Genomic DNA, 16,067 nt, shown 5'->3' with positions numbered 1-16,067 from the left:
CAGAATGGCGGGGTGAGCACCACCCCGCCGACCACCCCGCGCCCCCGGCTCCCGTCCCCGCTCCAAGAGCTCCGGGACGAGCGGTTCGCGCGGCGCGGCGTCACTCTCACGCTCAAGCGGGACGACCTCATCCACCCGGACCTCCCGGGCAACAAGTACCGCAAGCTCTTCCTGAATCTGGACGCCGCCGTCGAGGCCGGGCACGAAGCCCTGCTGACCTTCGGCGGCGCCTACTCCAACCACCTCAGGGCGACCGCCGCGGCGGGCCGCCTCCTCGGCATGGCCACCATCGGCGTGGTCCGCGGCGACGAACTCGCCGACCGCCCCCTGAACCCCTCGCTCACGCGATGCGCGGCCGACGGAATGCGCCTGCACTTCATCGACCGGGCGACGTACCGCGGGAAGACGGACCCGGAGGTCCTGGCCGCCCTGCTGCGCGAGACAGGCGCCGAGAATCCCTACGTCATCCCCGAAGGGGGCAGCAACTCCCTGGCCGTACGGGGCTGTACGGCCCTGGGCGAGGAGCTGCGCGGGCGCACCCACACGGCGGCCGTGGCCTGCGGCACGGGCGGCACCCTGGCCGGCCTGGCCGCGGGCCTCGCCCCGGACCAGCACGCGCTCGGCATACCGGTGCTCAAGGGCGGTTTCCTCGGCCCCGAGATACGGGCTCTGCAGCAGCGGACCTTCGGCGCCCCCACCGCCAACTGGCACCTGGACGAGCGCTTCCACTTCGGCGGCTACGCCCGTACGTCCCCCGAACTCACCGCGTTCGCAGACGACTTCGAGGACCGGCACGGCCTCCCCGTGGAGCGCGTCTACGTCGCCAAGCTTCTCTACGCGCTGACGGCCCTCTCCGAAGAGGGCGCCTTCGCCCCCGGCACCGACGTGACAGCGGTGATCACCGCGACGGAACCCGCGGCCCCCTAGGCCCCTCGGGCCCCTCGGACCCCCACGGATCAGTCCTCGACCTCCCGGTAGGCCGCGGCCTCCTCCAGGTCCAGCTTGCGCAGCAGCGTCCGCATCATCTCGTCGTCGATGCGCCGCTCGTCCCGCATCGTCACGAACACCTCGCGCTCCGCGGCGATCGCCTCCCGGGTGAGCCTGCGGTAGGTCTCGTCCGCCGACTCCCCCGTCACGGGGTTGGGTTGGCCGAGGCGCTCCCACACGGAGTTGCGGCGCCGCTCGAGAACCGTGCGCAGACGGTCCTGGAGGGGCTCTGGGAGGCGATTGCGCTCGTCCCGCATGAGTTCGTCCACCCGACGCTCCGCGGCCTGCGAGGCGGCGTTCTGCGCCTGCGCCTCCGCGAGCGTCTCCGCCTGCGTGTCACGCCCCGGCAGCCGCAGCACCCGGATCAGCCACGGCAGCGAGAGCCCCTGCACGACCAGCGTGCCGATCACCGTGGTGAAGGTCAGGAACAGCACGAGGTTGCGTGCGGGGAACGGCTCCCCGTCATCCATGACGAGCGGGATCGAGAAGGCGATCGCCAGCGACACCACACCGCGCATGCCGGCCCAGCTGACGATCAGCGGCCGCCGCCAGTCCATGTCGCTCTCGCGTTCCTTGATGCGCTTCGACAGCATCCGCGGCAGGTAGGTCGCCGGATACGACCACACGAAGCGCACGAGGACGACCAGGAAGAAGACCCCAAGGGCGTACCAGGCCGCCTCCAGGCCGCTGTACTCGCCGAGCCCCTTGAGCACGAGCGGCAGTTGCAGGCCGATGAGCGCGAAGACCGCGGACTCCAGGATGAACGCGACCACCTTCCACACGGCGGCCTCCTGGAGCCGCGTCTCGAAGTCGACCTCCCAGGAGCGGTGGCCCAGGAAGAGGGCGACGACGACCACGGCGAGCACTCCGGAGGCGCCCACCTGCTCGGCGGCCGCGTACGCGACGAAGGGGATCAGCAAGGAGAGGGTGTTCTGCAGCATCGCCTCCTTCATGTGCCGTCGCAGCCAGTGGATCGGCACCATGAGGACGAGACCGACGCCGACCCCGCCGACCGCCGCCACCAGGAACTCCTGGATTCCGCCCGCCCAGCTCGCGCCCTCGCCGACCGCCGCCGCCAGGGCGACCTTGTAGGCGGTGATCGCGGTCGCGTCGTTCACCAGTGACTCGCCCTGCAGGATCGTGGTGATCCGTGACGGCAGCCCCACCTTCCGCGCGATGGCCGTGGCCGCCACCGCGTCCGGCGGCGCGATCACCGCGCCGAGGACCAGCGCGGCGGTCAGCGGCAGATCAGGGATCAGCAGATACGCGAGATACCCGACGGCGAGGGTCGCGAACAGTGTGTAACCGACCGAGAGCAGCGCCACGGGCCGGATGTTGGCGCGCAGATCGAGGTACGAACTCTCCAGGGCCGCGGTGTGCAGCAGCGGCGGCAGGATCAGCGGCAGCACGATGTGCGGGTCCAGGTGATAGTCCGGCACCCCGGGCACGTACGCGGCGACGAGACCCGCCGCGACGAGCAGCAGCGGCGCGGGCACCGGTGTCCGGCGCGCGGCTCCGGCCACCGCGGCGCTCGCCGCGATCAGTGCCACCAGGGGCAGTACGTCCATCGGTCAGGCCCTCCGCGCTACGCGATCCCGTCGTAATCTGGCAATCATGAACGAGTGCCCGCATGTCACAGCGCTGCCGCACCCTGAGCCCGCGCCGCTGAGCGAGACCTGTCTCGAGTGCCTCGCGGCCGGCAGTCACCCGGTGCAACTACGGCTCTGCCTGGACTGCGGCCATGTGGGCTGCTGCGACTCCTCGCCCTTCCGGCACGCGACGGAGCACCACAAGGACACCGGACACGCGGTGATGCGGACCTTCGAACCGGGCGAGAGCTGGCGTTGGTGCTTCGTCGACGGTTCGATCGTCTGACGCCTGGGTACGTCAACCCGACGCCCGTACTCTCCAATTGGGCCCGCTCGACCCCTAGCCACTCTCCGTACCTATAGGCTTACTATGAGTGACAGCAACGGAGCGGGGTCCCCGGGACACGGAACTGGGGAGCGCGGTAGCGTCACCGCATAACTACGTGGTGCGTTACCCGTGTGACGCAGTCCGGCCCGCCGCACGACGGCGGACCTGGAGCCCCGAAAGTGCTTGTACCACCTTGGAGGTGAGGGTGTCCCAGATCGCAGGCGAGCCCGGGAATCAGGACTTCGTCGAGGTCCGCCTTCCGGCTGCGGGTGCCTACCTGTCGGTGCTGCGTACGGCCACGGCCGGTCTCGCGGCGCGTTTGGACTTCACTCTCGACGAGATCGAGGACCTTCGCATCGCGGTCGACGAGGCGTGCGCGATCCTGCTCCAGCAGGCCGTGCCCGGTTCGGTGCTCAGCTGCGTCTTCCGGCTCGTCGACGACTCCCTGGAGGTGACCGTCTCGGCGCCGACCACCGACGGCCGGGCCCCGGAACGGGACACCTTCGCCTGGACAGTGCTGTCCGCCCTCGCGGGTCAGGTCGACTCCTCCGTGGCCGAGGACAACACCGTCTCGATCAGTCTCTACAAGAAGCGCGGCGCGGGACCCGGGCCAGCGTGAGGGACGGGGAGGGGCCGGTGCGGGACGAAGAGCGCGGCACACGGGGTCTGCCCGGTGGCCGGGGAGGGACGCCCACGAGGCGCGGGGCTCCGGTGGAGCCGGCGCTCACGGGCATCCCCGAGCAGCAGGCCAGGCCGCACCCGGAGGACCCGGAGCAGCCGGGTCCGTCGACGGTGGCCGACGCGTCGGAGCAGGCAGAGCCGACCGCCCAGGAGGAGAGCGCCAAGCCCTCCGTCCGGGGCGGCGCGCAACGGGCGGGATACATGAGCGAACACGGTGAGCAGCAGCACACCCGGCACGATCCGCGGGACCGCAGTGGTGCACGCGCGATGTTCATCGAACTGCGCGAGCTGAAGGACGGCAGCCCTGAGTACGCGGATCTGCGCAACAAGCTGGTCCGCATGCACCTGCCGCTCGTCGAGCACCTGGCCCGCCGCTTCCGCAACCGCGGCGAGCCCCTCGACGACCTGACGCAGGTCGCCACCATCGGCCTGATCAAGTCCGTGGACCGCTTCGACCCGGAGCGCGGCGTGGAGTTCTCCACGTACGCGACACCCACGGTCGTCGGCGAGATCAAGCGCCACTTCCGTGACAAGGGCTGGGCGGTCCGGGTCCCGCGGCGCCTTCAGGAGCTGCGGCTCGCGCTGACCACGGCGACCGCCGAGCTGTCCCAGCTGCACGGCCGCTCGCCCACGGTGCACGAGCTCGCCGAGAAGCTGGGCATCTCCGAGGAGGAGGTCCTGGAGGGCCTGGAGTCGGCCAACGCGTACTCCACGCTGTCCCTGGACGTCCCGGACACGGACGACGAGTCCCCGGCGGTCGCGGACACCCTGGGCGCTGAGGACGAGGCCCTGGAGGGCGTCGAGTACAGGGAGTCCCTCAAACCGCTCCTGGAGGACCTTCCACCGCGCGAGAAGCGCATCCTGCTGCTGCGGTTCTTCGGCAACATGACGCAGTCGCAGATCGCCCAGGAAGTCGGCATCTCCCAGATGCACGTCTCCCGGCTTCTCGCCCGCACACTCGCGCAGCTGCGCGAGAAGCTCCTCGTCGAGGAGTGACGGAGGAGCAGGCCGCCCCTCCTGGTCTGCTCCTTCGGCGAGTCAGCCGGTCGGTCCCGTGCGGGACGGCTACTTCACGTCGTCCTGTGCGTTCCCCGGGCCCTTGATGCCGAGGGCCTCGGTCGTGGCGGGATTGACGAGCAGGACGAGCGCGGCGACCGCGACGGCCGCGAGTGCGATGCCCGCCGGAATGGCCATGCTGTCGGCCTGCAGCAGCTGCCAGGCCACCGGCAGCGCCATGATCTGCGTGATGATCGCGGGCCCCCGGCTCCAGCCGCGGCGGAGCAGGAGACCGCGTGCGGCGAGCAGGGGCAGGAGCGCGAGGACGATCAGCGTGACGCCGCCCGTCGTGGCCTGTTCCGGGTTGTCGGGGTCACCCGCGAGGCCCATCACGAGCATGTAGACGCCGGCGGCGATGAGGGCGACGCCCTCCAGTGCGGCAAGGGCCGCGGCGGCCGTCAGACGTCCGGGACGCGGGCCGGGCTCCGGTGCTTCGGGGGTGGGGTTCCGCTCAGTGCTCACCCTTGCAGGGTAGCTGTGCGTGTCCGTGCCCCGGCCTTGGGTCCGACCCCTCGGTCTGTGTCGGGCAGAGAGGGCTGGGTACTCTGCTTCGCATGCGTGCACTCCTTGTGGTCAACCCGGCGGCAACCACCACCAGCGCGCGCACGCGTGACGTACTGATCCATGCGCTGGCGAGCGAGATGAAGCTCGAGGCGGTCACGACCGAGTACCGCGGCCATGCCCGGGACCTCGGCAAACAGGCCGCGGAGAGCAAGGACATCGAGCTGGTCGTCGCCCTCGGCGGGGACGGCACGGTCAACGAGGTCGCCAACGGCCTGCTGCACAACGGACCCGATCCGGAGCGGCTGCCGCGCCTGGCCGTCGTCCCCGGCGGGTCCACCAACGTCTTCGCGCGCGCCCTCGGTCTGCCCAACGACGCCGTGGAGGCGACCGGCGCACTCCTCGACGCGCTGCGTGAGGGAAGCGAACGGACGGTGAGCCTCGGCAGACTGGCCGGGACCCCCGGCACCGAGGACGAGACGATCCCCGCACACTGGTTCACTTTCGCCGCCGGCTTCGGCTTCGACGCCGGAGTCGTCGGCCGGGTCGAACAACAGAGGGAACGCGGCAAGCGGTCCACGCATGCGCTGTATTTGCGCCAGGTGGTCCGTCAGTTCCTCGACGAGCCGCACCGCAGACACGGGATGATCACGCTGGAACGGCCCGGCATGGACCCCGTCAGCGATCTTGTCCTTTCCATAGTCTGCAACACCTCTCCGTACACCTACCTGGGCAATCGCCCGATGTACGCGTCCCCGCAGGCCTCCTTCGACACGGGCCTGGACGTGCTCGGTCTGAGCAAGCTCTCCACCACGGCGGTGGCCCGGTACGGGACCCAGCTCCTGACCTCGACGCCGGATCGCGGACCTCACGGCAAGCACGCAGTTACGCTCCATGACCTCACCAACTTCACCTTGCATTCGAAGGTGCCGCTCCCCCTTCAGATGGACGGTGACCACCTGGGGCTGCGCACGAGCGTGACGTTCACAGGCGTTCGCCGTGCACTGCGTGTGATTGTGTGAGTAGAAGGGCCCAAAGTCCTTTCACTCGAACGTTTAGGCCAGGGTCCACCCCATGGAAGTACGGCTGTGACCCAGTCGACACTGAGGAATCAAAAAAAACTTTCCGGAAGGGGTTGTATCCGCCGCCGAGGTTTGCGAATCTCTACATGGCGATCGGGACGGCCCGCAACATCGGCCCCACAGACCGCCAGAACCCCCTCCTCAACGCATAGGACATCGTCGCGTATGTGACGAACGTCCCTTCCGTCGTCGAGGGATTCGTGAAAGCGTTCACATTCACAAGCAACCTGCATGTAATACCAAGGAGAGGTAGCAGCCATGGACTGGCGTCACAACGCCGTTTGCCGCGAGGAAGACCCCGAGCTCTTCTTCCCCATCGGCAACACCGGTCCTGCGCTGCTGCAGATCGAGGAAGCCAAGGCCGTCTGCCGCCGCTGCCCCGTCATGGAGCAGTGCCTGCAGTGGGCGCTCGAGTCCGGCCAGGACTCCGGCGTCTGGGGTGGCCTCAGCGAGGACGAGCGCCGCGCAATGAAGCGCCGTGCCGCTCGCAACCGTGCACGCCAGGCAAGCGCCTGACGCTCACGCCCCCTAACGAGCCTTAGCCCGGCGGCGCGTACAGCGAGTACGCATCTCCCGCCCCCGAGCCGCAGCCGCGCAGTACCCCCCGATGCGCAACGCAACGTGAGCAGTGAGCCCCGGACCACTTCGGTCCGGGGCTCACTGCTTTCCGTCTGCTACTTGTCGGCGCGCATTGCTACTTGTCGGCGCGCACCGGGATGTCGAGGACGACCTGCGTGCCGCGCTCCGGGGCGCGCACCATGTCAAAGGTGCCGCCCATCTCGCCCTCGACCAGGGTGCGGACGATCTGCAGGCCGAGGTTGCCCGAGCGGTGCGGGTCGAATCCCTCGGGCAGGCCGACGCCGTCGTCCTGGACGGTGATGAGGAGCCGGGCGTCCTTGCTGGTGCCGCCGCGCACGGCGGAGACCTCGACCGTTCCGGTGTCGCCTTCCTGGAAGCCGTGCTCCAGGGCGTTCTGCAGGACCTCCGTGAGGACCATCGACAACGGTGTCGCGACCTCGGCGTCCAGGATGCCGAAGCGTCCGGTGCGCCGGCCGGTGACCTTGCCGGGTGAGATCTCGGCGACCATCGCGAGGACGCGGTCGGCGATCTCGTCGAACTCCACGCGCTCGTCCAGGTTCTGGGACAGCGTCTCGTGGACGATCGCGATGGAGCCCACCCGGCGTACGGCCTCTTCGAGCGCCTCGCGTCCGGCGGCCGAGTCGATCCGCCGTGCCTGGAGGCGCAGCAGGGCCGCGACCGTCTGGAGGTTGTTCTTCACCCGGTGGTGGATCTCCCGGATGGTCGCGTCCTTGGTGATCAACTCCCGCTCGCGTCGGCGCAGTTCGGTGACGTCGCGGAGCAGGACGAGCGAACCGATGCGCGGGCCCTTGGGCTTGAGCGGGATCGCGCGGAGCTGGATCACGCCGTCGCCGCCCTCGATCTCGAACTCGCGGGGCGCCCAGCCGCTCGCGACCTTGGCGAGCGCCTCGTCGACCGGGCCGCGGGACGGTGCGAGTTCGGCGGTCGCCGTGCCGAGGTGGTGGCCGACCAGGTCGGCGGCGAGGCCGAGGCGGTGATAGGCGGAGAGCGCGTTGGGTGACGCGTACTGGACGATGCCGTCGGCGTCGAGGCGGAGCAGACCATCCCCCACGCGCGGGGACGCGTCCATGTCGACCTGCTGGCCGGGGAACGGGAAGGACCCCGCCGCGATCATCTGGGCCAGGTCGGACGCCGACTGGAGGTAGGTCAGTTCGAGGCGCGAAGGGGTGCGCACCGTGAGCAGGTTCGTGTTGCGCGCGATGACGCCGAGGACGCGGCCTTCCCTGCGTACGGGGATGGACTCGACGCGCACCGGGACCTCTTCGCGCCACTCGGGGTCGCCCTCGCGCACGATGCGGCCCTCGTCCAGGGCGGCGTCGAGCAGCGGGCGGCGGCCGCGCGGGACGAGGTGGCCGACCATGTCGTCCTGGTAGGAGGTGGGGCCGGTGTTCGGCCGCATCTGCGCCACGGAGACATAGCGGGTGCCGTCGCGGGTGGGAACCCACAGCACGAGGTCGGCGAAGGAGAGGTCGGAGAGCAGCTGCCACTCCGAGACCAGCAGATGCAGCCACTCGAGATCGGAGTCACCGAGAGCGGTGTGCTGGCGTACGAGGTCGTTCATGGAGGGCACGTGTGCGAGCGTACCTGGCAGGTCCGGCGGGTCCGCTCCGGGAGATTCGCGACGAGCCGCGGCGCCTTCCCGACGAGCCGCGGCGCCAGGGCGGGACCCTCAACCCACCCACGGCACCGCAGCCCTTCAGGAACACCGACCACCGGAATGTGCGGTACCGGACGGCCGATCGGAGGATCCGACACGGTCAGGGCAGAGAGTGCCGGTTCCTCGGTCCACCCTCCTGTGCGGGAAGGGCGGATGCTTTTACCAACGCATTGTGGACTAGACCATTCACCTGTGTCTATGCGTCGGCAGATGTTTGTTGTACTTCAGGCCAGACCCTCATGGCCAGCTCGGCGACCGCCTCCAGCTCCTGTCGGCTCGCGCCGTCGCGGGACTGCTGGGACATGCCCTGGAGCACCGCGCCCGTATAGCGGGCCAGGGCAGGGGCGTCGGTCTGCGGGGGGAGCTCGCCCGTGGCGACGGCGGCCCTTATGCGGGACTCGATGGAGCTGATGTTCGCGTTGCGCCGCTCGCGCAGGCCGGCCTCGATCTCGGGCGTCGTGCAGTTCGTCGCGGCGCAGATGACCAGGCAGCCGTGCGGGTGCCCGGCCTCCGTGTACTTGTCGGCGGCCTCGTGCAGCATCCGCGCGACTCCGCCGCGGACGGTCGGCTCCTCCGCGAAGGCGCGCTCGCCGAAGGAACCGTGCGTCTGCCCGTACAGCAGCACGACCTCCTCGAACAGCGACTGCTTGTCGCCGAAGGCCGCGTACATGCTGGGGGCGCCGATGCCCATGGCCCGGGTGAGGTCCGCGACCGACGTCGCCTCGTACCCCTGATCCCAGAAGGTGCGCAGGGCCTGCTCCAGGGCCGTCTCGCGGTCGAAGGAGCGGGGGCGGCCGCGCTGTTTCGTCGCCATGGAGTGAATTGTATAGCGGCCGCTAGAAAAACTGCGCGGGGTGGGCTACGGTTCTTTCTGTAACGACCACTAGAGAAATTGGGGGCGGCTCTCATGGGTGCGCTTGCAGGGAAGCTCGCGGGCAGGACGGCGCTGGTCACGGGTGGCAGCCGTGGCATCGGGCGGGGCATCGCCGAGCGGCTGGGGCGGGACGGGGCACGGGTGGCCGTGCACTACGGCAGCAATGAGGTGGCCGCGAAGGAGACGGTCGCGGCGATCGAGGCGGCGGGGGGCTCCGCCTTCGCCCTCGGCGTGGAGCTGGGCGTCCCCGGCGACGCCGAGGCCTTGTGGACGGAGTTCGACCGGCATGCCGACGGCGTGGACATCCTGGTGAACAACGCGGGGATCGGCACGTCCCGCCCCTTCTCCGAGGCGGACGACGCGGAGTACGACAGGCTGTTCGCGGTCAACGCGAAGGCCCCGTTCTTCATCACGCAGCTCGGCGAGCGGCGGCTGCGGGACGGCGGGCGGGTCATCAACATCTCGTCGGGCCTCTCGCGCGCCGCGGTCATGCCGGAGATCCTGACGTACGCCATGACCAAGGGCGCCCTGGACGTGTTCACTCGGAACCTCTCCAAGGTCCTCGGCCCCCGGGGCATCACGGTCAACTCGGTGGCGCCGGGCATCGTGGACACGGACGTCAACGCCGCCTGGCTGCGCGGCGACGAGAACAAGGACGCGTGGGCGGGCGCGGCGGCGATGTCGGCGCTCGGCCGGGTCGGCACCCCCGCGGACATAGCCGACGCCGTCGCGTTCCTCGCGTCGGACGACGGGCGCTGGGTCACGGGGCAGTGGCTGGACGTGACGGGAGGGTCGCTGGCGTAGATCGCGGTCGCTCGATTGCGGGGGCGGTTGCTCGACAGGCGGGGGGCGGGCGCAGAGCCGAGCATGGGACGCGGGGACTTCGTGCTGCCGGGGCCGAGAACCTGGGCCACGGCGGGTCAGCTCTGCTAGATTGGTCTATACCACATAGACCAATAGTTCCCCCGTGGGCTCTCTCCCGGGCCCGCGTGTCCCCCCTCCAGATCGGCAGGCCCAGCGTGGAAGTTGTCATCGTCCCGGACGCCAAGGCAGGCGGCGAGCTCATCGCGGAGGCCATGGCCGCCCTGGTGCGCCGTAAGCCTGACGCCCTGCTCGGTGTCGCCACCGGATCCACCCCGCTGCCCATCTACGAAGCCCTGGCCGCCAAGGTCGGCTCCGGTGCCGTGGATGCCTCGCGGGCGCGGATCTGCCAGCTCGACGAGTACGTGGGGCTGCCCGCCGGGCATCCCGAGTCCTACCGCTCCGTGGTGCTGCGTGAGGTCGTCGAGCCGCTCGGGCTCAGCGAGAAGTCCTTCATGGGGCCCGACGGCAGCGCGCGGGACGTGCAGGCGGCCTGCGAGGCGTACGACCAGGCGCTCGCGGACGCCGGCGGGGTGGACCTCCAGCTGCTCGGGATCGGCACGGACGGGCACATCGGGTTCAACGAACCGTGCTCCTCGCTCGCCTCGCGCACCCGGATCAAGACGCTGACGGAGCAGACGCGGGTGGACAACGCGCGCTTCTTCGACGGGGACATCGAGCAGGTGCCGCACCACGTGATCACGCAGGGGATCGGGACGATCCTGGAGGCGCGGCATCTGGTGCTGCTCGCCACCGGTGAGGGCAAGGCGGACGCGGTGGCCGCGACGGTGGAGGGTCCCGTGGCCGCGGTGGTTCCGGCCTCGGCCCTGCAGTTGCATCCGCATGCGACGGTCGTCGTGGACGAGGCGGCGGCCTCGAAGTTGAAGCTTGGGGAGTACTTCCGGGCCACGTATGCGGCGAAGCCTGCCTGGCAGGGGCTTTAACCGGATCCCTGGGCCTTGAGCGAAGGTGCCGGGCCTGCCCCCTGCTGGGGGTGGGCCCGGCACCTCTTTGTCTGTAGCCATACCTGCGGGTGCATGGGGGCTGAGCGCGCAGTTCCCCGCGCCCCTTGTGAGGCGCCCCCTGCGGGCGCCCGCCTACGGGGTGCCCGTGATCACCTCTGCAGCTGCCAGGCCGCATACCCTTGCCGCGCCGTGGGTGGCGATGTGGAGGGAGCCTGTGGGGGCGGACTTGGGGACGCCCATCTCGACCACGATCGTGTCGGGGCGGGCGGTCAGCAGGGTGTCCAGGGCCTCCGCCATCCACGCGTGGCGGTGGGCGTCGCGGACCACGGCCACGATGCGCCGCTCCCCCGCCTCGTTCAGCGCGAGCGCACCCGCGTCCGGGCCGGTGAAGCTGCCCGTCTCCGTGCCCGGGAGCAGGCGTCGCAGTTCCGCGGCCACGCCCCACGGGGTCTCGTCGCCCACCGCGATGTTGGCCATCGGGGTGAAGGCGGCGACGAACGGAGCTTCGGTGAGCGGGGCCGCGTAGGACTCGCCCCGGGTGACCGTCAGGGCGCGGCGGGCCGCGACCAGGCCGATCTCGGTGCCGGGCGCGCCCCCCGAACGCTCGGCCGCGCCCGACACCGAAGTCCAGTGGGCGAGGGCCCGTACGCGCGTGGCCGCGTCGGCGAGGCGCTCCTCGGAGAGCTCGCCCGAGCGGACGGCCCCGACCAGCGCGTCCCGCAGGCGCAGGACCGTGTCGTCGTCCGCGAGGCCGCCGCCCACGCAGATCGCGTCGGCGCCCGCGGCGATGGCGAGGACGCTGCCGCGCTCGATGCCGTAGGTGGCGGAGATGGCCTGCATCTCCATGCCGTCGGTGACGATCAGCCCGTCGAAGCCGAGTTCCTCGCGCAGGACGCCCGTCAGGATGCGGCGCGAGAGCGTCGCCGGGTACTCCGCGTCCAGGGACGGGACGAGGATGTGGGCGCTCATCACCGCACGCGAGCCCGCGGCGATCGCGGCCCGGAACGGCGCGAGGTCACGCGCCCGAAGGACCTCGGGGTCCACCCCGATGCGCGGCACGTCGTGGTGCGAGTCGACCGCGGTGTCGCCGTGCCCCGGGAAGTGCTTGGTGCAGGCGGCGACGCCCGCGGACTGCAGCCCCTCCACGTAGGCGGCGGTGTGCCGCGCCACCAGGAGCGGGTCGGAGCCGAAGGACCGTACGCCGATGACGGGGTTGTCCGGGTTGGAGTTGACGTCGGCGGACGGCGCCCAGTTGAGGTTGACGCCGCACGCGGCGAGCCTGCGGCCCAGCTCGGCGGCCACGTCACGGGTGAGGCCCGTGTCGTCGACCGCGCCGAGGGCATGGTTGCCGGGGAAGGAGGAGCCGGAGCGGACCTCCAGGCGGGTCACGTCACCGCCCTCCTCGTCGATGGCGACCAGGACGTCGTAGCGCTCGGCCCGCAACTGGGCCGTCAGTGCGGCCAGTTGTTCGGGCGAGGCGATGTTGCGGCCGAAGAGACCGACCGAGGCGAGCCCTTCACCGATCCTGCGCAGCAGCCAGTCCGGCGCGCTGGTCCCGACGAAGCCGGGCTGCAGGACGGTCAGGGCGTCGCGGGTCAGGGTGTCGGTGGGGCTGGTGAGTGTCGTCATATGGCGGTTATCCCTTCACGGCACCGTCGGTCAGACCGCTGACGGCCCTGCGCTGCAGGAAGACGAAGAGGACGAGGATCGGGATGGCGAAGAGCGAGGCGGCGGCCATGGTGGCGCCCCAGTCGTCGCCGAAGGCGGTCTGGAAGCCGGACAGCCACACCGGGAGCGTCTTGGCCTCCGCCTCCTTGTTGAGGACAAGGACGAGCGGGAATTCGTTCCAGGCGGTGATGAAGCCGAACAGCGAGGTCGACATCAGGCCAGGTGCGAGCAGCGGCAGGATCACCCGGCGGAACGCCTGCATCCGTGAACAGCCGTCGACCATCGCCGACTCCTCCAGCTCGCGCGGCACCGCGGCGACGAAGCCGCGCAGCGTCAGGAGCGTGAAGGGCAGGATCATCACCATGTAGAAGAGGGTGAGCGGTACGAGGCTGTTCAGCATGTCGGCGTCGCGCACGATGATGTAGATCGCGATGACCATGACTTCCCACGGCGCCATCTGGGCCAGCATGAAGCCGATGATGAAGCCCTTGCGGCCCTTGAAGCGCATCCGGGCGAGCGCGAACGCCGACGCGAGGCCGATGATCAGCGAGAACAGCACGGCGAGGACCGTGACGGTGAGGGAGTTGCCGACCATCGTCCAGAAGTGGTCGGCGTTCACGGCCGTCTTGAAGTGCTCGAACGTCGCGTCGGTCGGGAACCACACCGGGTCCTCGCTGATGATGTCGCCGGTCGGCTTGAAGGCCGTGGCGAACATCCAGTAGACCGGGAAGACGAAGCCGATGAAGAGTACGACGGCCACCGCGTTGGGCCAGATGCGGCCGAACCTCTTCGCAGCAGTACCGGAAGCAGTACCAGGAGCAGTGCGCGTCACAGCTCGTCCTCCTCTTGCTTGAGCACGATCCGCAGGTAGAAGGCGGTCAGGGCCAGCAGGATGACGATGGTGAGCAGCGCGATGGCCGCCCCCATGCCGAAGTGCTGGTTGCCCATGCCCTCGATGTAGGCGTAGACGGGCAGGATCTCGGTGAGCCGGTCCGGGCCGCCCTCGTTGAGCGCCATGACCTGCGCGAACGCCTTGAAGACCCAGATGATCTCCAGGAACGTCGTCGCGTAGAGGAACGGCCGCAGGTAGGGCAGCGTGACGTTCGTGAAGCGCTTCCAGGCGCCGGCGCCGTCGAGCGACGCGGCCTCGTAGAGCTCCTTGGGGATCGTCGTCGTGGCGGCGTACAGGTTGATCGCCACGAAGGGGATCGACTGCCAGACGATCAGGGTGATGACCACGAAGAACGTGGAGTACTGGCTGCCCATCCAGTCGTAGTCGGCCATCGAGTGCCAGCCGGCCTTGTCCAGGACCCAGTTGACGACGCCGAAGCGCGTGGCGAACAGCCACTGGTAGACGGTCGTCGAGGCGATGATCGGCATGGCCCAGGCGAGCACGAGGCCGATCAGCAGGAACGTGCGCATCCGCTTGCCGAGCCGGGCGAGCAGCAGGCCCACCAGGGTGCCGATCACCATGATCAGCACGACGTTGACCGCGGTGAACGCGATCGAGCGTCCTGTGACCCGCCAGAAGTCCTCGCCGCTGAGGACCTCCTTGAAGTTGTCGATCCCGTTCCACTCCGTGAGGTGGAGGATGAACTGCCTCATGTTGAGGTTCTGGAACGACAGGATCCCGTTGTTGACCAGCGGCCAGCCGAGGAACAGCAGGGTGGCCACGAGCGCCGGGAGCAGCAGCAAATAGGGCGCGAGCGAGCGGGCCCCCGTGCGGGGCTTACCCGGATCCGCCGGCCGACTGTCCGATTTCAGATCCTCCGTCGGGCCGGAGGGCGGCCGTTCGGTCTGCACGGTCATGCTTCGCCATCTCTTTCGTGGGCATCGCGGAACGCAGCGCTGAACCGGGGCACCGGGCCCGGGGGTGAAGACACCCCGGGCCCGGGGGCCCCGGCAGGAGCGCGCCCTTACTGCTTCTGCGACAGGCGCTTGTTGAGCTCGCCCTCGACCTGCTTGGCGGCCGCGTCGTTGGACTTACCGTTCAGGACCGCGGTCATGTAGTTCTTGATCGGGTTCGGCGGGTTCTCCACCGCGGCCCACTCCGGGATCAGCGGGGTGGTGCCGCCACCGGCGGTCGCGGGGGCCATGGCCTCGGCGGCCGGGTTGCCCTTGAGCTGGGCCTCCAGGGCCTGCTTGTTCGGGATGACGCCGCCTTCCTTGGCGAGCGCACCCTCGAACTTGTCGTTCAGCGCGATCTTCAGGAACTCCTTGGCGAGCTCCTGCTTCTTGCTGGTCGCGGCCACGGCGAGGTTCGAGCCGCCGAGGAAGACACCCTCGGGCTTGTCGGCGGTGGCGCCGGGGATCGTGAAGTAACCGATGTCCTTCTCGATCTTCTTGTTGGCCTTGATCGCGGTCGCGGCCTCCCAGCTCATGCCGATGAAGGCGCCGGTCTTGCCCTTGGCGAAGACCTCGGCCTGCTGCGGGGTGGCCTCGTCCTTGTTCTTGGGGGCCTTGGAGAGGTCCGCGAACTGCTTGTACGTCTTCATGGCCTTGGCGACCTTGGGGTCGGCCAGGTTGGAGACGTACTTGTCGCCGTCCTTCTTGACCAGCTCGGCGCCCTCACCGATGGTCAGGCCGACGAAGTGGTACCAGTTCTGGCCCGGCAGGTAGATCGGCTCGGCGTCCGTCTTGGACTCGATCGTCTTGAGGTTCTTGAGGAACTCGGCGCGGGTCTTGGGCGTCTCCTTGATGCCCGCGTCGGCCCAGACCTTCTTGTTGTAGATGACGACACGGTTCAGGACGAACCACGGGGCGGCGTACTGCTTGCCGTCCACGACCGAGGACTTGTTGATCGACTCGGTCCAGTCGGCGCCGACGCCCTCCTTGAGGTCGCTGAGGTCGGCGAGGCCGCCGGTCTTGGCGTACGCGGCGGTCTGGGTGTTGCCGATCTCGAAGACGTCCGGCGGGTTCTCCTCGGAGAGGGCCGTGGTCAGCTTCTGCTGGATGCCGTTCCACTGCTGGATCTCGAGATTCAGCTTGGCGCCGGTCTTCTTCTCGAAGGCGGCCTTGACTTCCTTGGTCCAGCTGTCGGGCGTGGAGCCGTCCATCGCCCAGAGCGTCAGGGTCTCCCCCTTGAAGCCGTCCGCCCCGGCCTTCTTGTCATCGCCGTCGTCGCTGCCACAGGCCGCGATCGAGACCAACATGCCCGCGACACCGATGGCCGCTATGAGCTTGCGCTTCACGTCACCCTCCTCAAGGGATGCCAGTCA

16 protein-coding genes are annotated in these 16,067 nt (G+C 69.6%); 8 read left to right on the top strand and 8 right to left on the bottom strand.

The features are described from left to right. The first annotated feature begins 12 nt into the window (after window positions 1-12). On the top strand, window positions 13-927 hold the full coding sequence (locus AB0I66_RS20085; RefSeq protein WP_363209203.1) for a pyridoxal-phosphate dependent enzyme: 915 nt from the start codon (window positions 13-15) through the stop codon (window positions 925-927). 29 nt (window positions 928-956) lie between these two features. On the opposite strand, the gene AB0I66_RS20080 is transcribed toward AB0I66_RS20085, so the two are convergent. Beyond that, on the bottom strand, window positions 957-2,555 hold the full coding sequence (locus AB0I66_RS20080; protein ID WP_363209202.1) for a Na+/H+ antiporter: 1,599 nt from the start codon (window positions 2,553-2,555) through the stop codon (window positions 957-959). Window positions 2,556-2,601: 46 nt separating this feature from the next. On the opposite strand from AB0I66_RS20080, the gene AB0I66_RS20075 reads away from it, so the two are divergent. From AB0I66_RS20075 to AB0I66_RS20065, 3 genes are all read left to right on the top strand, one after another. Next, entirely contained in the window at window positions 2,602-2,862 is a 261-nt protein-coding gene (locus AB0I66_RS20075; RefSeq protein ID WP_363209201.1) for a UBP-type zinc finger domain-containing protein, read from the top strand. Window positions 2,863-3,109: 247 nt separating this feature from the next. Further along, window positions 3,110-3,523 (top strand): anti-sigma regulatory factor, encoded by a 414-nt coding sequence (locus AB0I66_RS20070; protein ID WP_135332116.1) that lies wholly within the window; start codon window positions 3,110-3,112, stop codon window positions 3,521-3,523. Beyond that, on the top strand, window positions 3,520-4,581 hold the full coding sequence (locus tag AB0I66_RS20065) for an RNA polymerase sigma factor SigF (protein ID WP_363209200.1): 1,062 nt from the start codon (window positions 3,520-3,522) through the stop codon (window positions 4,579-4,581). The genes AB0I66_RS20070 and AB0I66_RS20065 overlap by 4 nt, the downstream gene beginning before the upstream one ends. A 69-nt stretch (window positions 4,582-4,650) precedes the next feature. On the opposite strand, the gene AB0I66_RS20060 is transcribed toward AB0I66_RS20065, so the two are convergent. Continuing rightward, the gene (locus tag AB0I66_RS20060; protein ID WP_363209199.1) at window positions 4,651-5,103 is read right to left on the bottom strand and encodes a hypothetical protein; all 453 of its coding nucleotides are present in this window, start codon (window positions 5,101-5,103) and stop codon (window positions 4,651-4,653) included. A gap of 92 nt (window positions 5,104-5,195) precedes the next feature. Between AB0I66_RS20060 and AB0I66_RS20055 the strand changes: the two genes are divergently transcribed. Next, window positions 5,196-6,164 carry a diacylglycerol kinase family protein gene (locus tag AB0I66_RS20055; protein WP_363209198.1) on the top strand — a complete coding sequence of 323 codons (969 nt, stop codon included), beginning with the start codon at window positions 5,196-5,198 and terminating at the stop codon, window positions 6,162-6,164. A gap of 318 nt (window positions 6,165-6,482) precedes the next feature. Further along, window positions 6,483-6,740, top strand: coding sequence for a WhiB family transcriptional regulator (locus AB0I66_RS20050; protein WP_016639615.1), 258 nt, complete (start codon window positions 6,483-6,485; stop codon window positions 6,738-6,740). A 178-nt stretch (window positions 6,741-6,918) separates the two neighbouring features. Here AB0I66_RS20050 and AB0I66_RS20045 read toward each other — a convergent pair whose 3' ends face one another. Then, a complete protein-coding gene (locus AB0I66_RS20045; RefSeq protein WP_363209409.1) occupies window positions 6,919-8,385 on the bottom strand; it encodes a PAS domain-containing sensor histidine kinase in 1,467 nt (488 codons plus the stop codon). Window positions 8,386-8,677: 292 nt separating this feature from the next. Next, on the bottom strand, window positions 8,678-9,295 hold the full coding sequence (locus AB0I66_RS20040) for a TetR/AcrR family transcriptional regulator (protein WP_363209197.1): 618 nt from the start codon (window positions 9,293-9,295) through the stop codon (window positions 8,678-8,680). Window positions 9,296-9,388: 93 nt separating this feature from the next. Between AB0I66_RS20040 and AB0I66_RS20035 the strand changes: the two genes are divergently transcribed. Continuing rightward, window positions 9,389-10,159 carry an SDR family oxidoreductase gene (locus tag AB0I66_RS20035; protein ID WP_363209196.1) on the top strand — a complete coding sequence of 257 codons (771 nt, stop codon included), beginning with the start codon at window positions 9,389-9,391 and terminating at the stop codon, window positions 10,157-10,159. Between the two features lie 215 nt (window positions 10,160-10,374). Then, window positions 10,375-11,160, top strand: a complete 786-nt coding sequence (gene nagB, locus AB0I66_RS20030) for a glucosamine-6-phosphate deaminase (protein ID WP_363209408.1) — start codon at window positions 10,375-10,377, stop codon at window positions 11,158-11,160. Between the two features lie 153 nt (window positions 11,161-11,313). Here nagB and AB0I66_RS20025 read toward each other — a convergent pair whose 3' ends face one another. From AB0I66_RS20025 to AB0I66_RS20010, 4 genes are all read right to left on the bottom strand, one after another. Beyond that, window positions 11,314-12,810 carry a glycoside hydrolase family 3 protein gene (locus tag AB0I66_RS20025; protein ID WP_363209195.1) on the bottom strand — a complete coding sequence of 499 codons (1,497 nt, stop codon included), beginning with the start codon at window positions 12,808-12,810 and terminating at the stop codon, window positions 11,314-11,316. Window positions 12,811-12,817: 7 nt separating this feature from the next. Further along, window positions 12,818-13,624, bottom strand: coding sequence for a carbohydrate ABC transporter permease (locus tag AB0I66_RS20020; RefSeq protein ID WP_363209407.1), 807 nt, complete (start codon window positions 13,622-13,624; stop codon window positions 12,818-12,820). A 53-nt stretch (window positions 13,625-13,677) separates the two neighbouring features. Then, entirely contained in the window at window positions 13,678-14,658 is a 981-nt protein-coding gene (locus tag AB0I66_RS20015; protein WP_363209194.1) for a sugar ABC transporter permease, read from the bottom strand. 107 nt (window positions 14,659-14,765) lie between these two features. After that, on the bottom strand, window positions 14,766-16,040 hold the full coding sequence (locus tag AB0I66_RS20010) for an extracellular solute-binding protein (RefSeq protein WP_363209193.1): 1,275 nt from the start codon (window positions 16,038-16,040) through the stop codon (window positions 14,766-14,768). Window positions 16,041-16,067 lie beyond the last annotated feature (27 nt).

This window comes from Streptomyces sp. NPDC050439 (assembly GCF_040655335.1).
GTDB lineage: Bacteria > Actinomycetota > Actinomycetes > Streptomycetales > Streptomycetaceae > Streptomyces.
The sequence above is the reverse complement of the archived record's forward strand: the minus strand, read 5'-3'. Positions and strand labels throughout refer to the sequence as shown.